Consider the following 26,163-nt stretch of genomic DNA (forward strand, 5'->3'; position numbering starts at 1 on the left):
ATCACGCCGGAGGCGGCGCCTCCGGCGCTGCCGGCCGGCTCTTCTCGCGCGCCAGCAGGCGCTGATAGACCCAGCCCATGGCCACCAGCACCAGCCCGAGGCCGATGAAGGACACGGCGCGCAGCACGCCCTCCAAATCCGCCATGTCGGAGAGGAAGACCTTCAGCACGGTGGCCACCATCACCGCCGCCGAGGCGAGGCGCAGACTGCGCGAGCCGCGCCACAGGCCGAGGGCCAGCAGCACCATGCCGAACACCAGCCACGCCGCCGACCACGCATACCATTCGGCGGAGGAGATGGCCTCGCCGGAGAGCACCGGCCCCTGGAACAGGCGGCTCACCTCCAGCGTGACATAAGCGAGGGCAAGCACGCCGGCGATCGCCCGCGCCGCCGTCCGCACCCTGGGGCGGGTCTCCGGCTGCCCGGCCGCGAAGGCCACGGCGAGGCCGGCGGGCAGGGCATAGGCGATGAGGAGATCGTTGAAGATCGGCCCGCCGACCGCCTCGCCCGTCGCGAACGGATTGGTCTCGATGAGGCCGTTGAGCGCGCAGACGGTCGCCGCTGCCGCCACGATGTCCGAGAACAGCCGGTAGAAGCCGCGTCCGGTGACGTTGGCGAGGCGCGAGAGGCCCACCGCATAGGCGCCATAGACCACCGCCAGCAGGCCGGTCTCGAACAGCCGGGTGCCGACCGCATAGATGTCGCCGCCATGGGCAAGGTGGCGCACTTCGGTCGCCGCCAGCAGCATGGCGAAGATGAGGGCGAGGCACTCATGCACCCGCCGCGCCCAGTCGTCTTTGCTCTTGGCGAGGAAGTAGGCCGCACCGGCGAAGGCGAGAGCCGGCACGCCATAGCCCCACAGCAGCCAGTTGAAGATGGGCGTCGCGCCCGGATCGGTGGCGATGGTGGGCAGCCAGATGATGCGCGAGAGCACGACGACGCCAAGGGCCGCCGAAAACTGCCGCAGCCCCGGCAGCGGGCGGATGGTGGAGACCCAGGCGACGCCGCAGGCCGCGAGCGCGAGGCTCACCGTGAGCCAGCCCTTCTCCAGCGCAAAGGTGAGTGCCAGCGACAGGCTCACCACGCCCGCCGCGGCGAAAACGGTGGCCGCATGGGTGCGCGCGCCCTTCAGAAGCCGCTCGGCGCCGAGGGTGAAGAGGAAGGCGAGAGCCAGCGCCAGCGCCGCAAAGGGCAGGCTGCGCTCCAGCTCCGTGAGCCGCGCATAGGCGGCGATCAGCATCAGCACCGGGCCGACCGTACCCGTCACCGCCCAGCCGAGCACCGTGCGGCTGCGTCCCCCCCGTCCGGCGCCCAGAGCACCGGCGGACAGCATCAGCGCGCCCATGGCGAAGGCGAACACCATGAAGTGGCCGATGGAGAGACGCTCCGGCTCAGCCACCGCACCGGCCATGGGGCCGGCGGGCGCAAGGGTGGAGCCGGCATCGGGCGGGAACACCCACTGGGTGAGGATGGCCGGGGCCAGCAGCGCCACCGCGAAGGTCGCGAAGGTCATCGGCCGCACTCGCCATGCCAGCGCGAGCACGCCGACCGCGCCGACGACGAACACCGCCAGCGGCCCGGCGGCGACATTTCCGTCCACCGCTGCGGCGGCGGTGACGGCGAGCGCGCCCACGGCACCGAGGATGGAGATCGGCTCCGGCCGCTCGCCCGCCTCCGGCCCCCACAGGAAGCCCGGCGCCAGAAGCGCGGCGGTGAGCGCCAGCAGCACGAGGCCGAGCGCGCCGGAGGCGGTCACCGCCTGCGGCACCTCGAAGACGATGAGGGTGAGGCCCCAGGCCACCATGCCGGCGATGGCCAGGAGCGCGAGCCCCCTCCAGCGCCGGATGCGTGCCACGCCCAGCGCGCTCGCCCCGACCACGGCGATGAGCAGCGCCACGCCCCAGGCGTTGGGCGAACTGGTGGTGACGAGGAAGGGCGTCAGCGCCGCACCGACGAAGCCGAGCGCGCCCAGCGCCGGCCCGTGCAGCAGGGCCGCCAGCAGGGTGGCGACACCGGTGGAGGCGAGCAGCAGGAAGGCGGCCTGCGGCGGAATGAGGTGGTAGAGCTCATAGGCGGCGAAGATGCTGCCGAAGGCGGTCATGGTGCCAGCGGCGGTGAGGATGCTCGGCACGTCCGGCACCAGCCCGCGCAGGCTGGTGATGGGCGCGGCGGGGTCCTTGCCCTCGCGACGGCGCAGCCATTCGCCGGCACCGAGCAGCACCAGCGCCAGCAGCAGGCCGAGGCTGACCCGCAAGCCCGGCCCGATCAGATCCTGCTCCACCGCGAAACGCACCAGGAACACGCCACCCAGCGCCAAAGCGAGGCCGCCGACCCACACCGCCCAGCGCGCGCCCACCTTCTCCTCGAATCCGGCCAGCCGCTCCTTGAGCTTGGCGGCATCAATGGCCGGCGGAGGCGGAAGGGCGGGCTGCGTCGATTCGGGTTGCGGGCGCGAGGGCGGGACAGCGGGCGATGCGCCACCCTCGTCGGCGGGAGCAACTGGCGCCGGAGGCTCGAGCGGCCGGGCGAGCCGCGCCAGAGGGCTTTCCTTCGGCTGCGGCATCTGGGCCGACGGCATTTGGGTCCATGCCGGCGAGGCGACGACCGGCGCAAGCCCCGCATGGGCCTCGAGCGCCGCAACCCGCGCCTCCAGCAGGCGGATGCGCCCCCGGCTGCGCAGCGCCATGATGAAGCCCACGAGGGCCATCACCGGAAAGGCGAGGACCACCAGAACAAGAAGCGCCCACTCATCCATCGCGACCAGCCCGGTTGTGCCCCGCGCAACCGTAACGTCAGCGCCGCCGCGTGGCTAGACACCTCCGGCTAAGTGCTCACAAGGAAAAGAAAAATTGCAGCCGAACCGGCGGCGGTAGGATGGCGCCTCCATACGTCACGCGGCAAGGAAGGAAAGGCGGGGGTCCGTGCGGCCCGGGGCGATCTCGATGATCTCCGCCGCCACCACGCCCTCGGCAACGAATGGGTCTTCCGCGACCCGCGCCTCCACCTCAGCCCGGGAGGCGGCGGTGGCGAGGATGGCGCCACCGGCCTTGGGCTCAATGCCACCCGCGAGCAGGAAGCTCCCCTCGTCAAACCCCTTCCGGAGCCAGGCATTGTGCCCGTCCATCAGGCGCGGTGCGGCCGCACGGTTGGCAGCGAAGCGCAGCAGGACGACGAACATGGTTTCCCCCTTGGCTGTTCAGGCGTGGGCGGCGGGACGGCGATGGGCGGCGACGAAGCCGCGCATCTCAGCGACCTCAGCGTCGATGAAGGCCTCGTCGCCGATGGAACTGGCGAGGGTCGCCACCCCCTGGCTGCGGGCGAGGAGGTGCATGGCGAGGCGGGCGGCCTCATCCTCGCTGTGCCCGAGGGCACGGAACTGGCGGGCGAGCCAGTCGCGGAACAGGGTGAAGAGCCGGGCGGCATCGGCGCCCGCGGCATGGTCGAGCTTCGCCAGTTCGTTGCAGAGCGTGCCCACCGGACAGCCGAAGCGCATGATCTTGGTGCGATTGGCGATGAGGATGCCGATGAAGCTCAGGATACGCCCCTCGGCGTCCGCGCCCTCCGCCTCCCATCGCTCCAGCATCTGCCGGGTGCGCTCCAGCCGAAGCGCGATGACGGCCGCGAGGATCTCGTCCTTGCTCTTGAAATGATAATAGAAATTGCCCCGCGACAGCTTCACCGCCGCGGCAATGTCGGCGAAGGAGGTGGAGGCGAAGCCGTTCTCATAGAACAGCCGGTCCGCCGCCTCGACGATGGCGGCGCGCGTGTCGCTCGCAGGCATGGAAGATCGCCTAGGTCAAATGTCCTAATCCAAGATTTAGGACAATTGACCTAGGCGCGTCAAGGGCGCCGTCCTATGCCTCGCGGAAGCGGTTGGTGATGGGATAGCGGCGGTCGCGGCCGAAGCTGCGGCCCGTCACCTTGACCCCGGGCGCGGCCTGCCGGCGCTTGTATTCGGCGCCGGCCAGCAGCCGCGCCACGCGGGCGACCGTTGTGGCGTCGAAGCCGTCGGCGATGATCTCGTCCAGCGCGCTTTCCCCCTCCACCAGCCGGGCGAGAATGGTGTCGAGCAGCGGATAGGGCGGCAGCGCGTCGTCGTCCTTCTGGTCGGCGCGCAGTTCCGCGCTCGGTGGCTTGGCGATGAGGGCCTCGGGAATGACGATGCCGTCCGGCCCCAGCGCCTCCGCCGGCTTCCAGCGGTTGCGCAGGCGGGCGAGGCGCAGCACCTCAGTCTTGTACAGATCCTTGATGGGGTTGAAGCCGCCGTTCATGTCGCCATAGAGCGTGGCGTAGCCGGTGGACATCTCCGACTTGTTGCCGGTGGTCACCACCATGGCGCCGAACTTGTTGGAGACGGACATGAACAACGTGCCGCGCACGCGCGCCTGCAGGTTCTCCTCCGTCACGTCCCGTTCGGTCCCCGCGAACAACGGCGCCAGCACCGCTTCCAGCCCCTCCACGGCAGGGGCGATGGGCACGACCTCGTAGCTGACGCCCAGCGCCCCGGCCACGGCGGCGGCGTCCTTGAGGCTTTCTTCCGACGTGAAGCGATAGGGCAGCATCAGGCAGCGCACCCGCTCCCGCCCCAGCGCATCCACCGCCATGGCCGCGCACAGAGCGGAATCGATGCCGCCGGAGAGGCCTAGCACCACGCCGGGGAAGCCATTCTTGTTCACATAGTCCCTGAGGCCGACGACGCAGGCGGCGTAGTCAGCCTCGTCGCCCTCCATGGCCTCCACGAGATTGCCGCCGAGGCAGCGCCAGGTGTCCTCGAAGCGCTGCCAGCGGGAGAGGCGCACGCGCTCGACGAAGCCGGGGAACTGCAAGGCGGGGAAGCGGTCGGCGTTGAGGACGAAGGAGGCGCCGTCGAACACCAGTTCGTCCTGCGCGCCCACCTGATTCACATAGAGCAGCGGCAGGCGGCTCTCCACCACGCGAGCGACGGCGATGTTCTCGCGCTCCGCATGGACCGAGCGGCGATAGGGCGAGCCGTTGGGCACGATGAGAATTTCCGCGCCCGTCTCGGCGAGGCATTCCACCACGTCCGGCCCCCAGATGTCCTCGCAGATGGGCACGCCGAGCCGCACGCCCTTGAACGGGATCGGTCCCGGCAGCGGACCGGCGGCGAACACGCGCTTCTCGTCGAACACGCCGTAATTGGGCAGGTCCACCTTGTGCCGCACGGCGGAGATCTTCCCCTCCTCCAGCAGCAGCACGGAGTTGAAGAGCCGCCCCTCCTCCACCCACGGGGCGCCGATGAGCACCGCCGGGCCGGTGGCGGTCTCCGCCGCCAGCGCCTCCACTGCCTCCTGGCAGGCCGCGAGGAAGGCCGGCTTCAGCACCAGATCCTCGGCCGGGTAGCCGGCGATGAAGAGCTCGGGAAAGACGACGAGGTCCGCCCCCGCCTCGCCCGCGGTCTGCCGGGTGCGTCGGGCGATGGCGAGATTGCCGGAGACATCGCCGACCGTGGGGTTGAGCTGGGCGATGGCGATGAGAAGGGTGTCGGCGGGCTCGGTCATTCCTCGGATGTAACCCCGCCCCGCACAAGGCGAAAGGGCAAGAAACGGGCATGCGCCCGTTCTGCCTGATCAATCGGCAACCAGCCTCTCGCTCAGACGACGGCTACAGCCCCAGGCGGCTCCACATGGCGCGTTCCTCCACCGCTGCAGCCGCGCCGAGCGCGGCTTCGCGGGCGAGCGCGCCGGCAAAGCCCGTGGGGCGCCTTGGCAGGAAGCCCGTGGACCCCTGCACCAGCTTCAGCGTCACGTCGGTCCCGTAGCGGGCCTTCAGGATGCCGCGCACGTCGCCGAGGCCATCCACGAGGCCGAGGCCCACGGCCTGCGTGCCCAGCCAGAACTCGCCGGAGAACAGCGCCTCGTCATCCCCCACCAGCGCATCGCCGCGGCGCGACTTCACGAGGTCGGCGAAAACCGTGTGCAGCTCCTTGAGCAACTGGTCGAGCCGCTCCACGTCCTCGGGCTGGGTGGGGCGGAAGGGGTCCAGCGTCACCTTCCGCTCGCCGGCCGTGTAGACGCGCCGCTCGATGCCCAGCTTCTCGATGGCCCGGTCGAAGCCGAAGCCCGCCGTGACCACGCCGATGGAGCCGACGATGGAGCAGGGATCGGCGAAGATCTCGTCCGCCGCGCAGGCGATCATGTAGCCGCCGGAGGCCGCCGCATCCTCCACAAAGGCGAAGACGTGCTTCTCCTTCTCCTCCGCCAGCGCGCGGATGCGCCGGAAGATGAGGTGGGACTGCACCGGCGACCCGCCCGGCGAATTGATGAGCAGCGCCACGGCGGGCGAGTCCTTCATGCCGAAGGCCTTCTCCAGCGCCTGCGCCGTGCTGGCGAGCGACATGCTGCGCGAGAAGGGCGAGGTCATGCCGATGGGGCCGGAAAGCCGCACCACCGGGACCACGGGCGCATCCGAGCGCCATTTTCTGGGAAGGAGACCGCGGGCGCGGCGCGACAGGGAGGAAAGAAATTCGACCATGCCCAAGATGTAGGGCGTCCCCATGGCGCCCTCAAGGCGCCATTCCACGCAAAGGCCGCGCCCTCAAGGCGCCTTTCTCCGCAAGGACCGCGCCCTGATCGCGCGTCAGCGCAGCCCGCCGGCGTGGCGCAGAACCGCCTCGGCCTCGGGCGACGGCACGCCGTCCGCGCCTACGAGCACAAGGCCGGGCAGGAGGACGGGCGGCGTGCGCCGCCCCTTCACCGCCCGCACCAGCAGCCGCGCGGCCGGCCGATCGGGGTGCGGATGGACGGGAAGGATCTCGACGGCGCCGAACCCCTTCGCCAGCGCGGCGAGGATGTCGGCCAGCGCCTCCGGCCGGTGGATGAGGCAGAGCACGCCCTTCGCGCCGAGGCAGCGGTCGGCGGCGCGCACCCATTGAGCGAGGAGGTCGGCATCCGCCATGTGCGCGCGGGCGCGGGCCTCGTCGGGAGACGTGCGGTGGCGGCTGTCGGCATTGAATGGCGGATTGGTGAGCACCAGGTCCGCGGCGCCCTTGCCCGGCATGTCCGGCCCCGCCGGCCGACCGAGGGTGGCCACGTCCGCCGTCACCACCTGCGCCCGCGTCTCGAAACCGTTGAGCGCGACATTCCCCGCCGCCAGCGCGGCGAGGGTGGGATCGATCTCCACCAACGTGGCGCGCGCTTCCGGAACGCGGGCGAGGAAGGCGAGGCCCGCGCTGCCCACCCCCGTCCCGAGATCCACCGCCATGCGCCGATCCGCCGGCGCAAAGGCGGCGAGCAGCAGGGCATCGTGACCCACACGGTGGCCGGACATCATCTGCCGCAGCGTCAACTTTCCGCCGAGCACGCTGTCGGTGGAAAGGGCGGTTGCCTCAGTCGGCATCGCGCAGGGCCGCACCGAATCCCGCCTCCGTCAGCAGGCGGCGGGCGCGCGACACATCCTCGTCCACAACCAGCAGGCGGCGCGGAAAAACCCCGATGGAGCCTTCCAGAACGCTCATATGGGCATCCGCGACCATGTGACCGATGTCGGCCGACGTCAGCAGCGCCTCGATGGCGCCGAGCAGCACAAGATCGTTGGTCCGCACCATCTCCTGCATCGTACAGACCTCCGATTGCGGCGACCGGCGCACCCGGTGCAACCAAAGGCGATCTGCCAAAGCTTGCACGGAACCCGTCCGCATCCCTATGGTGCGCCCCAAAGATTGACAAGCGGGAGCGTTTCTTGGCCGTCGTCCTTCCGTTCGAGCCCAACGAGCCGTCGCTCGAGGCGCTGGTCGCCTTGGTGAAGGCGGACATGGAGCGCGTCAACACCGTCATCCTGGCGCGGACCGGCTCCGACGTGGCCATGATTCCCGAGGTGGCGAACCACCTCATCTCCTCCGGCGGCAAGCGTCTGCGGCCCATGCTGACGCTGGCATGCGCCGCGCTGGCCGGCTATCGGGGCGAGGGCCATGTGAAGCTCGCCGCCTCCGTGGAGTTCATGCACACCGCCACCCTCCTCCACGACGACGTGGTGGACGAGAGCGACATGCGCCGCGGCAAGCTCGCCGCCCGCAAGCTATGGGGCAACGAGGCGAGCGTGCTGGTGGGCGACTTCCTGCTCGGCCAGGCCTTCAAGATGATGGTGGAGGTGGGCTCCATGACCTGCCTCGACATCCTCTCCACCGCCGCCTGCGTCATCGCCGAGGGCGAGGTGATGCAGCTCGCCGCCGCCAAGAACACCGCCACGTCCGAGGACGACTATCTCGCCGTCATCCGTGGCAAGACCGCCGAGCTGTTCGCCGCTGCCTGCGAGGTGGGTGCCGTTCTCGCCCAACGGCCGAAGGCCGAGCAGGCGGCGTGCCGCTCCTACGGAATGAATCTCGGCATCGCCTTCCAGCTGGTGGACGACGCGCTCGACTATGGTGGCTCCCAGGCCAAGCTCGGCAAGAATGTGGGCGACGATTTCCGGGAGGGAAAGATCACCCTTCCCGTGCTGCTCGCCTTCCGCCGCGGCGACGAGAAGGAACGGGCCTTCTGGCAGAGGTGCCTGGAAAACAGCGAGGCGAGCGACGCCGACCTCGATCAGGCCATCGGCCTGATGACCAAGCATCGAGCCATTGCCGACACGGTGGAGCGCGCCCGCCATTACGGCGCCATCGCCAAGGACGCCCTCGCGCTGTTCCCCGCCGGTCCCGCCAAGGCGGCGCTGATGGAGGCCGTGGACTTCTGCCTCTCCCGCGCCCATTGAGGCACGGACCATAGACGCGAAAAGGCCGGCTCCTTGCGGAGCCGGCCTTTTTGTTGGGGCCTTAAGATCAGGCGATGGCGGTGCGACGGCCCGGGATGAGCGCGGCGGGCTTCACCGCGAAGGCGCCTTCGCCGGCCAGCGCCAGCACGATCTGGCCCACCACGAGGAAGGCGGGATATTCCCAGCCGCCGCCGGGCGCGGAGAAGACCCAGCCGTTGGGCAGGTGATAGCTGAGCGCGCCGAGCATCATCGGGATCAGCAGGATGGCGACCTGCCGGGCATAGACGCCGCCGATGAGCAGCAGGCCGCCGATGATTTCCACGGCGATGAAGGGGATGGCGAGGGCGCCGGGCACGCCCATCTTGCTGGACAGGAAGCCGGCAAAGCCGGGGACGGTGAAGACGAAGATCTTCATCAGGCCGTGCGACAGCCACATGATGCCGAGCGCGAGACGCAGGATGAAGAGGCCGTAGGGGGCGGTGCGGGTGTCAACCATGGGAGTGAACTCCGGTTTGAGGTGGCACCACATCTAGCTTTCGCTTCGGCGCACGGCCATACTCACCAAAACCAGATCACGTTTGCATTCACGCAAAGTACTTTTCTGAGGGTCGCCGCTCCATGATCCCGTGGGACGATTTCCGACTGGTCCGGGCCATTGCCGAGACCGGCTCCCTGGCCGGTGCCGCCGAGCAGCTGGCGGTCAACCACTCCACCGTCTTCCGCCGCCTCGGCACGCTGGAGCAGCAATTGGGCGCCCGGCTGTTCGAGCGCGCGCGGGCCGGCTACGTGCCGACCCCCATGGGCGAGGAGATGGTGCGCCTCGCCGAGCACATGGCGGACGAGGTGCTGGCGGTGGAGCGCCGCATCACGGGACAGGATCTGCGCCCCTCCGGCGAACTGCGCGTGACCACCAACGACACGCTGCTGGTGCACATGCTCACGCCCATCTTCGCCTCGTTCCGCGCGGCCTATCCGGAGATTCGCCTCGACGTGGTGATCTCCAACCAGTCGCTCAGCCTGTCGAAGCGCGACGCGGACGTGGCCATCCGCGCCAGCGACCGGCCGGGCGACACGCTGGTGGGGCGGCGCATGGCCTCCATCGCCTGGGGCATCTATGGCAGCGCCGCGCAGGACATCGCCGGCCCACTCGATCCGGCGGACCTGCGGCGCCACGACTGGATCGGCTTCTCCGACAATCTCGGCGCCATCAAGCCCGCCAAATGGCTGCGCGAGCGGGTGGGTGAGGAGAAGATCATCTATCGGGTGAATACCGTGCTCGGCCTTGCAGAGGCGGCGGCAGCGGGCATCGGACTGGCGCTGCTGCCCTGCTTCATCGCCGCGGTCACGCCCGGCCTCGTCCAGCTGATGGGACGGCAGAGCGAGCTGGAATCAGGGCTGTGGCTGCTCACCCATCCCGACATCAAGGCCACCGCGCGCGTGCGGACCTTCATGGAACATGCGGGCCGGGAGATCGGCAAGCTCAGGGGGCGGATCGAGGGCATCGAGGACCAGCCCGCGGCGGCCGCGGGCTGACGGGCAACGCTCAGTCCGCGGAAGCTTCCGTGGTGCGCTTGGACTTGGAGCGGCGCGAGGCCACCTGCTGGCCGTCGCCGCTGGTGCCGACGAATTCGCACCACATGGTCTGGATGCCGGAGAGCGAGCCCCGGAAGGAGTTCTGCCCGGTCTTCACCAGATCGAAGCAGGGCTCGAAGGTCATGCCCTTCACGAAGCCGCAGACATTCTCACCGCGCACGCGCAGCGTGTTGGGCGGCAGGCGCACAAAGCGCGGCGGCGCGTCGCGCAGGGTGATCATGCCGGCGACGGAGCCGTCCGGATAGACGCGCCCGGCGCCCTTGGAACCCTCGAAGCAGGTGAACGAGAAGGTGCGGCCGACCACGAACTCGCGGGCCTGATCGGCGGAGAGCTGCTGGGCGGCGGCGGGTGCCGACGCCAAGGCGGCCGGAAGGAGTGCGGCAAAGCCGAAGGCCGCGACGACAATGCTGCGCATGGCTTGTTCGCGATTATCCGTTTGATCTTTGTTCACGTTGCGCAGACACCACCGGTTATTGTCAAGAGCAGGAACAGCTAGCGAACACCGGTGCCGTGCGCACGATGCCGAATCTTCCGGCACCGTGCTCTGAGAGTCGCGCTCATACGGTTACCGGCCGATGAACAGGACGTTCCCTTATGGGCAGATTGATGGCCGCGGAGGCAAAGGACAGCGCGACGGAGAGCCACCACAGCCAATCGTAGCTCTTGGTCGCCTCATAAATCTCGCCGCCGAGATAGACGCCGAGGAAGCCGCCCACCTGATGGGAGAAGAAGGCGAAGCCATAGAGCATGGCCATGTAGCGCGTGCCGAACATAAGCATCACGAGGCCCGATGTCGGCGGCACCGTGGAGAGCCACAGGAAGCCCATGGCGGCGCCGAACACGTAGCAGCTCGTGGCCGTGATCGGCGACATCACGAACACCGCGATGGCGATGCCCCGCCCGGCATAGATGACCGACAGCAACACCTTGCGCGACATGCGGTTGGACAGGTAGCCGGCGGTCAGCGAGCCGAGGATGTTGAACAGGCCGATCAGCGCCAGGGTGTAGGCGCCCACCGACAGGCTCATGCCCTTGTCCACCAGGAAGGCTGGCATATGCACGGTGACGAAGGCGAGCTGGAAGCCGCAGGTGAAGAAGCCGAGCACCAGTAGCACGTAGCTCGGATGCCTCAGCGCCTCGCTCAGCGCCGCGCCGATGGTCTGCTGCGGCGCCTGGGCGGCGCTGGCCGCGGACGGTGCCGCCGCGCGGGTGGACAGTGCCAGCGAGAAGGGCAGCACGATGAGCAGCGAAGCGCCGAACACGAGCAGGGTCTCGTGCCAGCCGATGGTGTCCATCAGCCCGCGGGTCAGCGGCGGGAACAGGAACTGGCCGAACGATCCGGCCGCGGTGGCGAGGCCGAAGCCGATGGACTTCCACTCGTTCGGCAGGAGCTTGCCGAAGGCCGCGAGCACGAGGTTGAACGAGGCGGCGGAGAGGCCGAAGCCGATGAGAACGCCGGCGGACAGGTGCAGCAGGCCGGGCGTCGTCGCATAGGCCATCAGCGCGAGGCCGGCGGCATAGATCAGCGCGCCGCAGCACAGCACCCGTACCGTGCCGAAGCGATCAGCCAGCGCGCCGGCAAAGGGCGAGCCCACGCCCCATAGAAGGTTCTGGATGGCGACGGCGAAGCCGAACACGTCGCGGCCCCAGCCGAACTCCTGCGACATGGGCAGGAGGAACAGCCCGAAGACGGAGCGCGGCCCGAAGGTCAGCAGCGCCACGGCCGAGCCGGCAATGAGAATAAGAATGGCAGGAACGGCGGCGCCGCTCCGGCCGGAAGCCGCAGGCGGGGAGGACGGGGCGGACATGGGGGTCGTCTCGCGTTGGGGGATGCACCCAGGCGGTGCATGTTGGCCCCATTCTACGAGCAGGCCTCGTCCTTTGGAAAATCAATAATCGTCAACGGGTCCATGAGCCACTCTCATGGATCGGCCGCAGGCTACCTCCGAAACAAATGCAAAAGCGGGGCAGCCGCAGCCGCCCCGCCGTGTCTGCTTGAAGTCCCGGAGGTCAGCCGCGACGCGGGCCATCCGCATTGGGGCCGCCGTGCGGGCCATGATGCCAGCCGCCCCCCATGCCGCGGAACTGCTGGTGCAGCACCATGTTGAGGCGCTGCTTCTGCGCCGTGTCGAGGGTCTTGTAGAGCGGGTCCGCCGCATCGGCGATCTTGCGCAGGTCGGCGGCGCGGGCGTCCATGCGGTCGGCGGCGGTGCGCATCCGGGCGATGGGATCGGCGGGCGTGCCGGCTTGGCGCGCCTCGCGGGCGGCCTTGCGGTCAGCGGCCATCTGCTCGCGGCGCTGGGCCGCCTCCTTCGCCACGGACTTCAGCGTCTGCTCCACGCCCGGCCACAGCTTCTCTTGGTCAGGCGTGAGCTTCAGCGCGGTCTTGAGGGCGACGATGCGGGCGTCGGTGAGGATGGCGCGATCCTCGGCGGTCGGCTGCCAGCGGTGCGGCGCATCCCCCGCGGCAGGGGTGTTCGCGGCATAGGTGGCCGCGGAACCGGCGATCAGCGCAGCGGCGGTTGCGGCGAAAAGAGCGCGTTTCATTTCGTGGGTCCTCCTTCAGGGACGAAGGAAGCATCGTCCCCAAACCCACGTCCGGCAACTTAAACTTCGGTAATAGACATCTTGATACAACTTGTTGCAAATAGATTTTTCGTGTGACCCCACCCCCAACAATACCCGAATTTCGCCACGACTTTCAGGCAACTCCGTCCTGTTCGGCAAGTACTTTGGTTTCCAGGCTCGAAACTCCTTCCGTAGTCCGGGAATATCCGCGCCGTTCCATTTCGCAGCGCCATGCGCCGGGTCCGCCGGAGATCCGGTAGAGACAATAGCCGCCGGCACCGCGCTCATCCTGCGGTCCCGCCGAGGCGGAGGGCACGCCCACCACGGGGATGCGGCCGGCCGCTGACAGGATGTAACCGAGGGAGGCGCGATGGTCATGCCCGTGCAGCACCAGCTCGGCCCCTGCCTGCGCGAGAACCGCCCTCACCTCCTCCGCATCGCGCAGGTCGCGGTGGAAGGGGCGCTCGCCCACGGGCGGATGATGGATCATCACCACCCGGAACAGCCCCTCCGCCTTCAGCCGCTCCAGCAAAGCCGACAACCGGCCGAGCTGCGCCCGTCCCGCCTTGCCGCTGGCGAGGAACACGGCCGTGGGGATCGCGGTCGAGACGCCCACGATCGCCACCTCGCCCCGCCGCCGGACGTAGGGGAAGGAATCCACGTCCACCGGGGTGTGGGGATGGCTGTCGTCTCCGGCGAGGAAGGGCGCCCAATGCTCCAGGTGGTAGTGCATGGCCGAGCGCACGTAGGCGTCGTGGTTCCCGGGCACGACGCTCACCTTGTCGGGCTCCCCGAGGGAGGCAAGGAAGGTGGCGCCGGTGTCGAACTCGGCCGGCAGGCTCACATTCACGAGGTCGCCGGTGACGCAGATATGGTCCGGCTGCTGGGCGAGGAGGTCTTCCGTGAGCGGCGCCAGCGTGGATGCGCCGAAATTGCGCCGCCGCGCGCCAATCCAGTTCATCATCCCGAAGAAGCGCTTGCCCAGAAGCTCGGAGATGCGCGCCTCCGGGATGGGGCCGAGATGCGGGTCGGAAAGGTGGGCGATCACGGGCATGGGCGAACCTTGGTGCGGCGAGACGTGCGGCGGGAACGCGGCGCTTATAGCAGATCGCGCCGCACCCGCCGCGGTTCCCTGTTTGCGATGCGGCAAGGCGCGCCGGCTGCGCCGGGTTGATGTTGCCGAAGCCATCCCGCACGCTGCATGCTGCAATGCATCGATGTCCTCAGGCCAATCGCGAGTGAAGTCCGTGCGTCACGTTTTCGTCCTCCTTCTGCTTGCGCTCGCGCTTTCCCCTGCCCTCCTGCGGCAGGCTCATGCTTCCCAGGTGGCGGTGCGCGGAACCGAGATCCTGGTGGACGGCAAGCCCTTCATTCCCCTCGGCGCCAGCGGCGAGACGCGCTTTCCAGATCTGAAGGCGCTGGGCGCCAACACCATCCGCACCTACGGGCAGGAGCCGGGGGAAATATTGGACGCGGCGCAGCGGGCGGGGCTCAAGGTGATCGTCGGCTTCTGGCTCGCCCATCCCCGCCTCGGCTTCAACTACGCCGACCGGAGGGCGGTGACGGCGCAGCTGGAGGCCCTGCGCCACATGGTGGAGCGCTATCGCACCCATCCGGCGCTGCTCATGTGGGGCATCGGCAACGAGGTGGAGGTCGAGCTTTCCCCGGAGGAGGCGCAGGCCGTGTGGCCGGCCATCCAGGAGGCCGCGCGGCTGGTGAAGACGCTGGACAGCCAGCACCCGACCATGGCGGTGCTCGCCGAAGTGGGGCAGGACAAGGCCGCCATCCTGAAGCGCAACGCGCCGGACATCGACGTGCTCGGCATCAACGGCTATGGCGACGGCCTGCTCACCGCCGCCGGCCGGGCGCGGGCGCAGGGCTGGACCGGCCCCATCATCCTCACCGAGCTCGGCGCACAGGGCCATTGGGACGCCCCGAAGGCGGCGTGGGGCGCGCCCATGGAGCCGACCTCCTCGGAGAAGGCGACCCGCGTGCGGCGCTATCTGATGGGCGCGAAGCAGGCGGGCGTCGGCGCCATGCCCTTTTTGTGGGGGCAGAAGCAGGAGGTCACGCCCTCCTGGTATTCGCTGCTGCTGCCCACCGGCGAATGGACCGAAACGGTGGAGGTGATGGCCGATTTGTGGGGCGGGAAGGTGCCCGGCGGGCCCAACCGGGCGCCGCGCATCCTCGCCCTCTCCCTGGTCGGACCCTCCCGATTCTCCACCGACGGGCAGACGCTGGTGCGCCTCTCCGCCACCGATCCCGATGGCGACCCGCTGAAGGCCGAATGGCAGATCATGACGGAGACCACCGCCCGCAGCGTCGGCGGCGATCCCGAACCGGTGCCGCCGAGCTTTCCCGAGGGCCTGCATGATCCGGCGCCCACCGGCGTGCGCATCTTCGGCCTGCCGCCCGGCCGCTACCGCGTGTTCGTCACCCTGCGCGACGGGCGCGGCGCGGCGGCCACCGGCAACATCCCTTTCGAGATCCAGTAGCGTTTTTCATCACGCCTTTTCAGCACAGCATTTTCCGGAGGATTTCATGCCCAGGATCGACCGTCTTCTGGTGGGAGAGGCCCTGGTGGGCGACGGCAACGAGGTGGCGCACATCGACCTCATCATGGGGCCGCGCGGCTCTTCCGCCGAGATCGCCTTCGTCAACGCCCTCACCAACAACAAGGACGGCTTCACCGGCTTACTCGCCGTGGTCGAACCCAACCTGATGGTGAAGCCCGCCACCGTCCTCTTCAACAAGGTGACGATCAAGGATGCCCGGCAGGCGGTGCAGATGTTCGGGCCGGCGCAATATGCCGTCGCCAAGGCGGTGGCGGATTGCGTGGCGGACGGCACCATCCCCGTGGAGGAGGCCGACGACATCTTCATCTGCGTGGGGGTGTTCATCCACTGGGATGCCAGCGACGATGCGCGCATCCAAACCTTCAACCACGAGGCCACCCGCCTCGCCATCTCACGGGCGATCGGCGGAACGCCGAGCCCGGTGGAGGCCATGACGCGCCGCGAAACGGCGCGTCATCCCTTGGCGGTGGACTGACCGCGCCGCGAAACGGCGCGTCATCCCCTGGCCGTAGACTGACCGCGCCGGGAAACGGCGCGTCATCCTCTGGCAGTAAACTGACCGCGGGATGCGCTATTGCGCGCTGTCCCCGCTCTCATTCGACAGATCGAGGGAGAGGCCACGGGCAAACCACGCGCCGGTGCCGGCGATCGCCGCGCCAGCCATGAAGGCCAGACCGGGCCAGTGTGCTGCGGCGAGGCAGAGCCCCACCAGGAGGCCCGAGAACGAGCAGGCCATGGCCACGATCATGACCGAGGCACGCTCCCGCGCACCTGCGTCCCGAGCCGCCATGCTTTGCGCGGCCAGCTGGCTGTGTGCTGTCAACTGCCCCAGAGGGCCCCCCGCAGGGCCCGCAGAGGGCGGGCGCGACCGACCCTTCGCTTGAAATGCCACGATGTTCCTCCCGCGCCGCCGACTGTCCGGCGGTCATTTGGACTGAGAGTAAAGCAGAAAAGCTTCACCTCTTCATCAGGCGGAGACGATGCTGGCTAAATTTTTCTTGCCTCAGCCTCATTGCACTGCAGCGAAGGGCCAAGCTTTGCCCGAAAAACGAGCACCAGCACCCCCGCAGCCAGCACGATGGCAGCCAGCGCCATGAAGCCGACGTCGAAGCGGCCGGTCGCCTCCCGCACGAAACCAACGAGATAGGGACCGGCGAAGCCGCCGAGATTGCCCACCGAATTGATGAGCGCGATGCCGGCCGCCGCCGCCGTGCCGCGCAGGAATTGCGGCGGCACCGACCAGAACGGCCCGAGCGCGGCATAGATCCCCATGGAAGCAAGCGAGATGGCGGCGATGGCCGCCATGTGCGTGGGCGCGACCACGCTGGCGGCGAGCCCCGCCGCTGCCGCGATGGCCGGGACCGCCACATGGAGCACCCGTTCGCCGCGCCGGTCGCTGTGCTGGCCCACGGCGAGCATGGCGAGGGCGCTCAGCGCATAGGGAATGATGAGGATCAGCCCCACCTCGTGAGTGGAATAGCCCATGGCGCGCACGATCTGCGGCAGCCACAGGCCGATGCCGTAGAGCCCCACCACGAGGCCGAGATAGACGAGGCAGAGCACGACGACCCGCGTGTCCTTCAAGGCCGGCAGCCAGGACTCGTGCGTGCCGGCGGGATGGGCGGCCTGGTGCGCCGCATCATGGGAGAGATGGTCGGCCTCGAGCCGCGCGGCGATGGCCGCCTTCTCCTCGGCCGTCAGCCAGCGGGCCTTCTCGGGGCCATCGGGCAGCATGGCGAGCACCACGAGGCCGAGCGCCACCGCCGGCAGGCCCTCGATGATGAACAGCCACTGCCAGCCCGCGAGGCCGAGCAGGCCGTGCGTGTCGAGAATCCAGGCCGACAAGGGCGCCCCGAGCGCGCTAGAGATCGGCACCGCCGCCATGAACAGCGCCACGTAACGCGCCCGCACCGAAAGCGGGAACCAGTAGCCAAGATAAAGGATCATGCCCGGCAGGAAGCCGGCCTCGGCGGCGCCGAGCAGGAAGCGGGCGATGAAGAAGCCGGTCGCCCCCGTCACGAAGGCGGTCGCCGCCGAGATCAGGCCCCAGGTGACCATGATGCGGCAGATCCACAGCCGCGCGCCGACCTTCTGCATCACCAGGTTGCTCGGCACCTCGAACAGGAAATAGCCGAGGAAGAAGATGCCGGCGCCCCAGCCATAGACCTCCGGCGAGAAGCCGAGGTCGGCATTCATGGTCAGCGCCGCGAACCCGACATTCACGCGGTCGAGGAAGCTGACCACATAGAGCACCATCATCAGCGGGATCAGCCGCCGGACCGCCTTGGCGAAGGCGCGCGCCTCCACCGTCTGCCTCTCCGCCACCACGCACCCCTCCCCCGTCGTCGGGCGGTTTGTGGCGGCGGCCGGGACGGGCGTCAACCGCCCGCAGGCCGGGCGGCCCCTTGCGCCCGTTTGACTTTCGTCATGTTGACGTCGGGCTCCGGGTGCAATGTGGATCAAGGGTCGCAACGCATGAGGGCGCGCGCATGTTTTCGCTGAAGGGCCAGAAGGCGCTGGTGGTGGGGGTGGCGAACGACCAGTCCATCGCCTGGGGCTGCGCGAAGGCATTTCGCGAGCAGGGTGCCGAGGTCGCCGTGACCTATCTCAACGCGCGGGCCGAGGCGCATGTGCGGCCGCTCGCCGAATCCCTCGGCTCCGAGATCATCCTGCCCCTCGACGTGAGCATCCCCGGCCAGCTCGAAGCGGTGTTCGCCGAGATCACGGCGCGCTGGGGCCGGCTGGATACCCTGCTGCACTCCATCGCCTTCTGCCCGAAGGACGATCTGCACGGCCGCGTGGTCGACTGTTCGGCGGAAGGCTTTGCCAAGGCCATGGACGTCTCCGTCCATTCCTTCCTGCGCATGATCCGCCTTGCCGAGCCGCTCATGGGCGCCGGCGGCACCTGCATGACCGTGTCCTTCTATGGCGCCGAGAAGGTGGTCGAGCACTACAACATCATGGGGCCGGTGAAATCGGCGCTCGAATCGGTGGTGCGCTATGCCGCTGCGGAACTCGGCGAGAAGCGCATCTCCGTCCATGCCCTTTCCCCCGGCCCGCTGAAGACCCGCGCCGCCTCCGGCATCGCCGATTTCGACGAGCTGCTGAACGAGGCCGCCGAGCGGGCACCCACTCACCTCCTCGCGTCCATCGAGGATGTGGGCGCCTTCGCCGCCTTCCTCGCGAGCCGCGAGGCTGCCAATGTCACCGGCGGCGTCCACCAGATCGATGGCGGCTACAGCATCATCGGCTGAAAGACGTTCGCCCTGACGTTGCGGAGCGCTTCCCTCCGGCGGAAGAGCGCACTACCGTTCCCCCGCGGGCCCTACCCGCCACGGCCGGACAGCAACGATCCGGCCGGAGACAACCGGCGATGGCCGGACGGAGGAACGCTTCTGCGCATCGGCCCGCCTGCCGGGCACGCGCGTGCGCACGCCTTTGCCCGGCTTCCGCAAGGAAGGAGAGCGACCCCATGAATCTCGCAGCCAAGCTCCGGGCCCGCGCGGCCGAGGGGCGGCCGGTGCGCGTCGGCCTCATCGGTGCCGGCAAGTTCGGCTCCATGTTCCTGTCGCAGGTGCGCACCACCGTGGGCATGCACCTCATGGGCATCGCCGATCTCTCGGCCGCCCGGGCGAAGGATGCCCTCGCCAACACCGGCTGGCCGGTGGAAGACGCTCTCGCGACCGATTTCGACGACGCGCGCCGCACGGGCCGCACCGTCATCACCGAGGATGCCGAGGCGCTTATCAAGGCGGACGGCATCGAGGTGATCGTGGACGCCACCGGCAGCCCGGCAGCGGGACTTAGGCACGCGCTCCTCGCCATCGCCGAGCGCCGCCACATCGTGATGGTGACGGTGGAGGCGGACGTGCTGGCCGGCCCCCTCGTCGCCCGCAAGGCGGCCGAGGCCGGCGTCGTCTATGCGGCGGCATATGGCGACCAGCCGGCGCTGGTGTGCGAGATGGTGGATTGGGCGCAGACCTGCGGCTTCAAGGTGGTGGCCGCCGGCAAGGGCACGAAGTATCTGCCCGCCTACCACGCCTCCACGCCCGACGACGTGTGGCGCAACATCGGCCTCACCCCCGAGCAGGCGACCATCGGCGGAATGAACCCGCAGATGTTCAACTCGTTCGTGGACGGCACGAAATCCTCCATCGAGATGGCCGCCATCTCCAACGCCACCGGCCTCAAGGCGCCACGCGACGGGCTTCTCTTCCCGCCCTGCGGCGTGGACGACCTGCCGACCATCCTGCGCCCGCGCGACGCCGGCGGGCTGCTGGAGGAGGCCGGGCAGGTGGAGGTGGTCTCCAGCCTGGAGCGGGACGGCCGCCCGGTGTTCCGGGATCTGCGCTGGGGCGTCTATGTGGTGATCGAGGCCGATCCCTCGGCGCGTGGCGACTATGCCCGCCGCTGCTTCCGCGAATACGGCATGGCCACCGACCCGAGCGGCCACTACACGGCGCTTTACCGGCCCTACCACATGATCGGTCTGGAACTCGGCATCAGCGTCGCCGCAGCAGCCCTGCGGAACGAGGCGACTGGCACGCCCATCGGCTTCTTCTCCGACGCCGTGGCTGTGGCGAAGAAGGACCTTTCCCCCGGCGAGATGCTGGATGGCGAGGGCGGCTACACTGTGTGGGGCCGCATCATGCGGGCGGAGGATTCCCTGGCCCGCGGTGCCCTGCCCATCGGCCTCGCCCACAAGGTGCGCCTCACCCGCCCCATCGCCCGCGGCGAGGTGGTCGGCTGGGCGGATGTGGAGATCGGCGACAGCGACACCGTGCGCCTGCGCCGGGAGATGGAGCGCCAGTTCGCCGCCCCCGCCTCCCGCTCCGCAGCGGCCTGAGAGGCGCCGGCGCCGGTGGACCTAGACCGTCCGCCGGCGCGGCGCGAGGCCGCACCGGAATGGCCCGCCTGCGGCGAATGGGATTATTGATCCAGATCAAATGTCCGGTGAAGGTCCGGGCTCCTCCCGCAGCGCGGGATGAACCTCGATACATTTCACCGGACCCTGCCCCATGCGAACCGCCGCGCGCGCCGTGCTTCACGTCCCCCTCTTCGGCTGGCTTCTCCGCGATGCCATCTACGGTCTGCCCGACGCGAAGTACTTCTTCATCGCGAACCTGATTTTCGCCTTCGGTTATCTCACCTATTTCTTCGGCTACGCCTTCATCATCATCTACGCGCTGACGGCCACGGCGCTCGCCCTGACCGCGCTCGTCATTCTCACCGCGTCCGATCTCCTCGCCACCATGGCCAAGCGCAAGGCAGCCCGGCTGGCGCGGAGCCGGTAAGGCCTGAGAATAGCCTCCGCCGCCCCGGCGCACGACGTCGGGGCGGAACACGGGCCGCGGCCAGAAACCGGCCGCGGCTGGAGGGGTGCCCCCTCAGAACTGGTACGTCACCCGCGTGTTGAACGAGCGGCCCATGCCGGCCACCGGGAAGCCCCACGCCGCCGACGTGCCCATCATCGACGACACCTGGTAGTTCACCAGGTTCGCGCCGCCCAGGGGCAGGTTGTAATTGGTGTCCAGAATGTTCTCGACACCAAAGTCGAAGCGGAACTGCTGCCACTGGTAGCTGGTGCGGTAGTTGAGCAGCGCGTAGGCCGAGGTCTCAAGTTCGTTGCGCACCTGGCTTACCAGCACCTTGGCCGCGACCATCTGCAATTCGAGGCTGTTGGTCCAGTTGCCGAGCTTGTGGTCCACCGCGATGACGCCGTTGAGCGGCATCATGTGGTAGAGGTTCACGCCGTCGGTGCGCTGGCCCTGCACGAAGTTGAGGTTGCCGCGGAACACGCCCTGCCCCCACGTGAGGTCGTTCCACAACTCCATCTTGCCATCGATGTTCACGCCATAGAGCCACGCATCGTGGTTGGCGAACTGCAGGAAGACGAAGTCGTTGGTGACGTAGGGATTGTTGGGCTTCGACGCGAGGCAGCCCGCCAGCAGGCAACGGTCGGCGTCGATGTAGTTCACCACATAGCTGTAATAGGGCGAGACGCGCAGTTCCCAGGCGTTGCGCACCGGGTCGTGCCAGCTGGCGGTGAAGCTCGCCGTGTGGGCCGCCTCCGGTTCCAGATTGAGATTGCCCACATAGCCGTTGCCGTCGCCGAACCAGCCGATCATGTCCATGGCCATGGGGTTGGTGGACCAGGCATAGCGCTCGTAGAAATTCGGCGAGCGGGTCTTTCTGGCGAGGCCGAATTCGTAGGTGCTGGCGGCGTTGGCGTCGTAACGCAGGATGGCCGAGGCATCGACGTTGAAGTCGGTGCGGGCGTGGCTCTGGGCGTTGAACAGCGCAGCGTCGGCGCCGTACATCATCTGGTTGTAGCCCTCCACGTCGCCGGTGTTCATCCAGACCACGTCGTTGCGCACGCCCAGCACTGCGGTCCAGCGGTCGTCGATTCGCCGCTCCCACTCGCCATAGATGCCGGCGCGCAGCTTCTGGCCGTTGTTGATGCTCTGGAAGGTATCCGGTCCCATCATCATGGAGCCGGCGACTGGCGGCCACCAATCATCGAGGGTGTTGTAGTAGAGTTCATTGCCGATCCGCAGCGTATCGCGGGCAGAGAGTGCCATCGTGCCCTTCAGCGAGTAGCCGATGTCGGTCGCCTTCGTGTCCATGGGCATGTCGCCGGTCTTGTCCGGCGCGATGAAGCCCATGGTGTGGCGGATCTGGTTGGCGAAGACATTGCCTTCCAGCTGGCCCCAGTCGAACTCGCCGAGATAGCGGCCGAAGGCGTTGATGCTCTTGTTCTCCACGAGGTCCATATATTGGTTGGGATAGCCCTCGTAGGGGATGAACTGGCCGCCGATGCCCACCGTGAACAGCTGGTCGGCGATCTTCTTCGAGATGGTCAGCGCGTGGTTCTGGGTCTCGTACAAGGTGGACTTGATGGTGGTGCCGTCGCCCGCCACATAGTCGCTCGCCTTGGCCCAGCCGCCGGTATAGGTCACGCTGGTGTCGGCATTGGAGACGGTGGCCGTGGCGTCCACGCCGTAGCTGTTGTTGTTGCTCCGATAATAGCCGGAGATGCTGCCCGAGACGGTGAGCTGCTCGCCCTCGGTGAACTTCGGGGGCGCCACCGTCACGTTCACCCGCGCGCCCGTATAGTCGCCGCCGACGCTCACCGGCGCAGTGGCCGTATAGACCTTCACGTTGGCGATCATCGCCGGATTGACGAAAGAGAAGGGCGGATTCATCTGGTTCGGGCAGGCGATGCCGAACAGCATCCCGTTGACCGCGACCTGGACCCGGTCCGCCCCCATGCCGTTCACCGCCGGCAGGCTGGAGACACCGCCCGCGCCCCATGACGCGCCGCCGGGAATGCGGTTGAGGAGCGAGCCCGAATCGCTGGTCCACAGCGTCGCCGCCTGCGCCTCGCTGCCGGAGATGAGCGCGATGTCCGCCGGGGAGAAATTGCCCGAATCCGACCCCGGTGCGCCGGATGCCGTCGCCGCCGGCGTGGTGGCCCGCACGGTCACGGGCGGCAGCTCGGTGGCCGGCTGCGGGCTGGTCTGCGCCATAGCAGGCGCGACGAATGCCGGCACCAGGACAAGCGCGAGCGCGGACGGCGCAAACAGAGCGGTGCTGCGCGCGAAGCTGCCGCGCAGCCGGGACAGGGTCCCGGCGGGGAGAACGGGGGATGGCATTTGCGTGTCCTCGCGCTCGAAGGCCGGCGGCAAGAGGCGCGGCAGAGCGGAATTGTTTTTGGGTAGGGTAGACCTTGGCCGCGCCGACGCGGACCCGTCTGCTTGCCTTGCAAGCTGACCGGTCGAAGCATTCCCTGTGTTGAAACGGGAGAACGCACGGGCCGTGGGACAGCGCGCCCGGCCCCGCACCGCGTCAGCGGCGAGACCGGACGACTTCAGGCCGCCGCGGGAGGTGCACGCGCCCGGAAGGCGCTCAGGACATGGGTGCGAAGCGGTGCGGAGGGCGCGCCGAAATCGAGCCGGAGCGCGCCGGTGAGCGGCGCGACGTCCGGCACAGGCGGCGGTGGCGGCAGAGCGGGCAGGTCGGCCCGCGCGAGACAGGCCTGGCACTGGCGATGCTGCGCCGGGGCGCCGTCATGCCCGCCATCCGAGCCTGTCGTTCCGGCGGAGACCGCACTCAGGCACAGGTCCGGATCCATCCCGATGGGAACGGATCCGAGCGCGAAGCCCGAAAGGACCACCTGGAGAAGGAGGACATAGGCGACAGCCCAGCCGGCAACACGCGCCGCGACCCGGCCCGCGGCCCTTTCGGCCGCGCGTCGCGCGAATGCGTTGATGCCCCTGCGTCCAGCCATATGCCGCTCCCGCCACAGGAGTACCATTCCTCACGGGAACGTGTAACGGCGGAAATGGGCTGCCGACCCGCCGGGAGGCCGCCCTGACGCACGGTCTGTCAACACTGTTGCAAACTTGCCGCAGATTCAGGCCTGTCGGGGTCGCCGAGGCGTCCCCCGTCGAGACTGCCCCTGCTCAGACGCGGCTGCTCATGGTCAGCAGCTCGTAGCGGGCCACGGTGTCGCCATCCTGGTTGAACACCTCCGCATCCCAGCGCACCTCGCCATATTCCGGCTTGCGGGCGGGCTGCTTGTTCTTGACCGTCAGCCGCACGCGGATGGCGTCCCCCGGCGAGACGGGCTTCAGGAAGCGCAGCGAATCGAGCCCATAATTGGCGAGCAGCGGCCCCGGCGCCGGATCGACGAACAGGCCCGCCGCGAACGACAGGATGAGGTAGCCGTGCGCGACGCGGCCGGAGAAGAAGGGGTTCGCCTTCGCCGCTTCCTCGTCCATGTGGGCATAGAAGGTGTCGCCGGTGAAATGGGCGAAATGCTCGATGTCGTCCAGCGTGATGGTGCGCGAAGCCGTCTCCACCGTGTCGCCCACGCTGAGGGCATCGAACTTGCGCTTGAAGGGATGCTCCGGCGCCACCGGCGCGGGGGCGCCCGAAAGCCAGGTGCGGGTCAGGGCCGAGAGGCGGGCGGGCGAGCCCTCGATGGCGGTGCGCTGCATGTAGTGGAACACGCCGCGCAGGCCACCCATCTCCTCGCCGCCGCCGGCCCGGCCGGGGCCGCCATGGACGAGGCCGGGGAGCGGCGAGCCGTGGCCGGTGGATTCCTTGGCGCAGTCGCGGTCGATCAGCACGAGGCGGCCATGATGGGCGGCGATGCCGAACACCAGGTCCTCCGCCACCGTCGGATCATAGGTGTAGACCGAGGCAACGAGGCTGCCCTCGCCCTTGGCCACCAGCGCCAACGCATCGGCGATGGCCTCGTAACCCATCACCGTCGCCACCGGCCCAAACGCCTCCACCTCGTGCGGCGCCTTGGCCTTGAGCGGCTCGGGGCAGCGCAGCAGCACCGGTGCCATGAAGGCGCCGGTGGCGGCATCCGCGCCCACGGGCTCGACCTTTTCAGGATCGCCGAACACGATCTCCGCCTCGGCCGCGATCTCCCGCACCGCCTCCTGCGTGGCGGTGCGCTGGGCGCGGCTGGCGAGCGGGCCCATGCGCACGTCCTCGCGGCGCGGATCGCCCACGGCGATGGCGGCGAGGCGCGTGGAGAGCGCCGCGATCACAGCGTTCTCCTGCGCTTTCGGTACGATGATGCGGCGGATGGCGGTGCACTTCTGGCCCGCCTTCACCGTCATCTCGCGCACCACCTCGGCGATGAAGAGGTCGAACTCCGGCGTGCCCTCCACCGCGTCCGGGCCGAGCACGGCGGCATTGAGCGAATCCCGCTCGGCGATGAAACGCACCGCGTTGCGCGAGACCGCCGGATGGTCGCGCAGCGCCTGCGAGGTCGCGGCAGAGCCGGTGAAGGAGAGCACGTCCTGCCCGGTGAGATGATCGAGCAGGTCACCCGTCGATCCGGCGACGAACTGCAGCGCCCCCGCCGGCAGGATGTTCGCCTCGATGATAAGCTTCACCACGGCCTCGGCCACGTAGGCGGTGGCGGTGGCCGGCTTGGTGATGACGGGCATGCCCGCGAGGATGGCCGGGGCCAGCTTTTCCAGCATGCCCCAGCAGGGGAAGTTGAAGGCGTTCACATGCACCGCGACGCCGTGGAGCGGGGTGAGCACATGGAGACCGATGAAGGTGCCGTTCTTCGAGAGGGCCTCCGGCGCGCCTTCCACCACGAAACGCTCGCCCGGCAGTTCGCGCCGCCCACGGGAGGCGTAGGCGTAGAGCGTGCCGATGCCGCCATCGATGTCGAAGAAATTGTCCCGCTTGGTCGCGCCGGTATCGGCGGCGAGCGCATAGAGCGCATCCTTGTGGGCTGTGAGGTGGGCGCCGAGGGCTTTGAGCATGTCGGCGCGCTGATGGAAAGTGAGACGCCGCAGCGCCGGCCCGCCCACGTCACGCGCATGGCGCACCATGGCCGCGAAATCGAGCCCACGGGTGGAGGCACGCGCCACCACGCGCCCGTCGATGGCGCTCGGAATGTCCACCAGCCCGGCCTCGGGGGTGAACCAGCGGTCGAGGGCGTAGCTGTCGAGGATCTTGGTCACTTATTCCCTCCCTTGGGAGCGCTGGCCTTTTGCCAGTGTGCGAATGTCTTGCCCTCGCGCACGAGCTGGGCGAGGAGCGGGGCGGGGTTGGAGCCGGCACCGCCGGTGGCGCGGGCGGCTTCGATTTCGGTGAGGATGGTGGCGAGGCCGAGGGCGTCGGCGGCGTGCATGGGGCCGCCCTTCAGGCGCGGGAAGCCGTAGCCGTTGACGAAGGCGAGGTC

The 26,163-nt window shown here is 68.8% G+C and carries 25 protein-coding genes; 7 read left to right on the forward strand and 18 right to left on the reverse strand.

Annotated elements, in window-relative coordinates; genetic code table 11:
- Window position 1: 1 nt before the first annotated feature.
- From FHT36_RS19305 to FHT36_RS19335, 7 genes are all read right to left on the reverse strand, one after another.
- On the reverse strand, window positions 2-2,755 hold the full coding sequence (locus FHT36_RS19305) for a DUF2339 domain-containing protein (protein ID WP_169124096.1): 2,754 nt from the start codon (window positions 2,753-2,755) through the stop codon (window positions 2-4).
- Between the two features lie 135 nt (window positions 2,756-2,890).
- Window positions 2,891-3,178, reverse strand: a complete 288-nt coding sequence (locus FHT36_RS19310) for a YciI family protein (protein ID WP_169124097.1) — start codon at window positions 3,176-3,178, stop codon at window positions 2,891-2,893.
- An 18-nt stretch (window positions 3,179-3,196) separates the two neighbouring features.
- On the reverse strand, window positions 3,197-3,781 hold the full coding sequence (locus FHT36_RS19315) for a TetR/AcrR family transcriptional regulator (RefSeq protein ID WP_169124098.1): 585 nt from the start codon (window positions 3,779-3,781) through the stop codon (window positions 3,197-3,199).
- Window positions 3,782-3,854: 73 nt separating this feature from the next.
- On the reverse strand, window positions 3,855-5,519 hold the full coding sequence (locus FHT36_RS19320; RefSeq protein ID WP_169124099.1) for an NAD+ synthase: 1,665 nt from the start codon (window positions 5,517-5,519) through the stop codon (window positions 3,855-3,857).
- A 103-nt stretch (window positions 5,520-5,622) separates the two neighbouring features.
- Window positions 5,623-6,516 (reverse strand): S49 family peptidase, encoded by an 894-nt coding sequence (locus FHT36_RS19325; RefSeq protein WP_407077085.1) that lies wholly within the window; start codon window positions 6,514-6,516, stop codon window positions 5,623-5,625.
- An 81-nt stretch (window positions 6,517-6,597) separates the two neighbouring features.
- Window positions 6,598-7,356, reverse strand: a complete 759-nt coding sequence (locus tag FHT36_RS19330) for a tRNA1(Val) (adenine(37)-N6)-methyltransferase (protein ID WP_169124100.1) — start codon at window positions 7,354-7,356, stop codon at window positions 6,598-6,600.
- Window positions 7,346-7,573 carry a DUF2007 domain-containing protein gene (locus tag FHT36_RS19335; protein ID WP_169124101.1) on the reverse strand — a complete coding sequence of 76 codons (228 nt, stop codon included), beginning with the start codon at window positions 7,571-7,573 and terminating at the stop codon, window positions 7,346-7,348. Before FHT36_RS19335 ends, FHT36_RS19330 begins: the two co-directional genes overlap by 11 nt.
- 125 nt (window positions 7,574-7,698) lie before the next feature.
- On the opposite strand from FHT36_RS19335, the gene FHT36_RS19340 reads away from it, so the two are divergent.
- On the forward strand, window positions 7,699-8,706 hold the full coding sequence (locus tag FHT36_RS19340; protein WP_169124102.1) for a polyprenyl synthetase family protein: 1,008 nt from the start codon (window positions 7,699-7,701) through the stop codon (window positions 8,704-8,706).
- 67 nt (window positions 8,707-8,773) lie between these two features.
- Here the strand turns inward: FHT36_RS19340 and FHT36_RS19345 are convergent, their stop codons facing one another.
- Entirely contained in the window at window positions 8,774-9,202 is a 429-nt protein-coding gene (locus FHT36_RS19345) for a DoxX family protein (protein ID WP_169124103.1), read from the reverse strand.
- Window positions 9,203-9,324: 122 nt separating this feature from the next.
- Between FHT36_RS19345 and FHT36_RS19350 the strand changes: the two genes are divergently transcribed.
- The gene (locus FHT36_RS19350) at window positions 9,325-10,239 is read left to right on the forward strand and encodes a LysR family transcriptional regulator (protein WP_169124104.1); all 915 of its coding nucleotides are present in this window, start codon (window positions 9,325-9,327) and stop codon (window positions 10,237-10,239) included.
- Window positions 10,240-10,249: 10 nt separating this feature from the next.
- On the opposite strand, the gene FHT36_RS19355 is transcribed toward FHT36_RS19350, so the two are convergent.
- From FHT36_RS19355 to FHT36_RS19370, 4 genes are all read right to left on the reverse strand, one after another.
- Complete coding sequence (locus FHT36_RS19355; protein ID WP_169124105.1) at window positions 10,250-10,714, reverse strand: hypothetical protein; 465 nt, start codon at window positions 10,712-10,714, stop codon at window positions 10,250-10,252.
- A 142-nt stretch (window positions 10,715-10,856) separates the two neighbouring features.
- On the reverse strand, window positions 10,857-12,107 hold the full coding sequence (locus FHT36_RS19360) for an MFS transporter (protein ID WP_169124106.1): 1,251 nt from the start codon (window positions 12,105-12,107) through the stop codon (window positions 10,857-10,859).
- Window positions 12,108-12,309: 202 nt separating this feature from the next.
- Window positions 12,310-12,846, reverse strand: coding sequence for a Spy/CpxP family protein refolding chaperone (locus FHT36_RS19365; protein WP_169124107.1), 537 nt, complete (start codon window positions 12,844-12,846; stop codon window positions 12,310-12,312).
- Between the two features lie 154 nt (window positions 12,847-13,000).
- Window positions 13,001-13,921 carry a metallophosphoesterase gene (locus tag FHT36_RS19370; protein WP_169124108.1) on the reverse strand — a complete coding sequence of 307 codons (921 nt, stop codon included), beginning with the start codon at window positions 13,919-13,921 and terminating at the stop codon, window positions 13,001-13,003.
- A gap of 193 nt (window positions 13,922-14,114) precedes the next feature.
- On the opposite strand from FHT36_RS19370, the gene FHT36_RS19375 reads away from it, so the two are divergent.
- Together FHT36_RS19375 and fae are read left to right on the forward strand one after the other, a co-directional pair.
- Window positions 14,115-15,362 (forward strand): glycoside hydrolase family 2 TIM barrel-domain containing protein, encoded by a 1,248-nt coding sequence (locus tag FHT36_RS19375; RefSeq protein ID WP_348644516.1) that lies wholly within the window; start codon window positions 14,115-14,117, stop codon window positions 15,360-15,362.
- 46 nt (window positions 15,363-15,408) lie between these two features.
- Window positions 15,409-15,918 (forward strand): formaldehyde-activating enzyme, encoded by a 510-nt coding sequence (fae, locus tag FHT36_RS19380; protein ID WP_169124110.1) that lies wholly within the window; start codon window positions 15,409-15,411, stop codon window positions 15,916-15,918.
- 96 nt (window positions 15,919-16,014) lie between these two features.
- On the opposite strand, the gene FHT36_RS19385 is transcribed toward fae, so the two are convergent.
- Together FHT36_RS19385 and FHT36_RS19390 are read right to left on the reverse strand one after the other, a co-directional pair.
- Window positions 16,015-16,191, reverse strand: a complete 177-nt coding sequence (locus FHT36_RS19385; protein ID WP_169124111.1) for a hypothetical protein — start codon at window positions 16,189-16,191, stop codon at window positions 16,015-16,017.
- Window positions 16,192-16,430: 239 nt separating this feature from the next.
- Window positions 16,431-17,771, reverse strand: coding sequence for an MFS transporter (locus FHT36_RS19390; RefSeq protein WP_348644517.1), 1,341 nt, complete (start codon window positions 17,769-17,771; stop codon window positions 16,431-16,433).
- Window positions 17,772-17,932: 161 nt separating this feature from the next.
- On the opposite strand from FHT36_RS19390, the gene fabI reads away from it, so the two are divergent.
- From fabI to FHT36_RS19405, 3 genes are all read left to right on the forward strand, one after another.
- Complete coding sequence (gene fabI / locus FHT36_RS19395; protein ID WP_169124112.1) at window positions 17,933-18,697, forward strand: enoyl-ACP reductase FabI; 765 nt, start codon at window positions 17,933-17,935, stop codon at window positions 18,695-18,697.
- 218 nt (window positions 18,698-18,915) lie between these two features.
- The gene (locus FHT36_RS19400) at window positions 18,916-20,289 is read left to right on the forward strand and encodes an NAD(P)H-dependent oxidoreductase (protein WP_169124113.1); all 1,374 of its coding nucleotides are present in this window, start codon (window positions 18,916-18,918) and stop codon (window positions 20,287-20,289) included.
- Window positions 20,290-20,461: 172 nt separating this feature from the next.
- Entirely contained in the window at window positions 20,462-20,737 is a 276-nt protein-coding gene (locus tag FHT36_RS19405; protein ID WP_169124114.1) for a hypothetical protein, read from the forward strand.
- Window positions 20,738-20,830: 93 nt separating this feature from the next.
- Here FHT36_RS19405 and FHT36_RS19410 read toward each other — a convergent pair whose 3' ends face one another.
- The 4 genes from FHT36_RS19410 to FHT36_RS19425 form a co-directional block, all read right to left on the reverse strand.
- Window positions 20,831-23,098 (reverse strand): TonB-dependent receptor, encoded by a 2,268-nt coding sequence (locus FHT36_RS19410; protein ID WP_210257863.1) that lies wholly within the window; start codon window positions 23,096-23,098, stop codon window positions 20,831-20,833.
- A 215-nt stretch (window positions 23,099-23,313) separates the two neighbouring features.
- Window positions 23,314-23,733 carry a hypothetical protein gene (locus FHT36_RS19415; protein WP_169124115.1) on the reverse strand — a complete coding sequence of 140 codons (420 nt, stop codon included), beginning with the start codon at window positions 23,731-23,733 and terminating at the stop codon, window positions 23,314-23,316.
- Between the two features lie 175 nt (window positions 23,734-23,908).
- Window positions 23,909-25,942 carry a phenylacetic acid degradation bifunctional protein PaaZ gene (gene paaZ / locus FHT36_RS19420; protein WP_169124116.1) on the reverse strand — a complete coding sequence of 678 codons (2,034 nt, stop codon included), beginning with the start codon at window positions 25,940-25,942 and terminating at the stop codon, window positions 23,909-23,911.
- A partial coding sequence (locus FHT36_RS19425) for a hypothetical protein (protein WP_210257864.1) occupies window positions 25,939-26,163 on the reverse strand: 225 nt, incomplete at its 5' end. The genes paaZ and FHT36_RS19425, both read right to left, overlap by 4 nt.

It is taken from the genome of Xanthobacter sp. SG618 (genome assembly GCF_012932745.1).
In the GTDB taxonomy this organism is placed as follows: Bacteria; Pseudomonadota; Alphaproteobacteria; order Rhizobiales; family Xanthobacteraceae; genus Xanthobacter; species Xanthobacter flavus.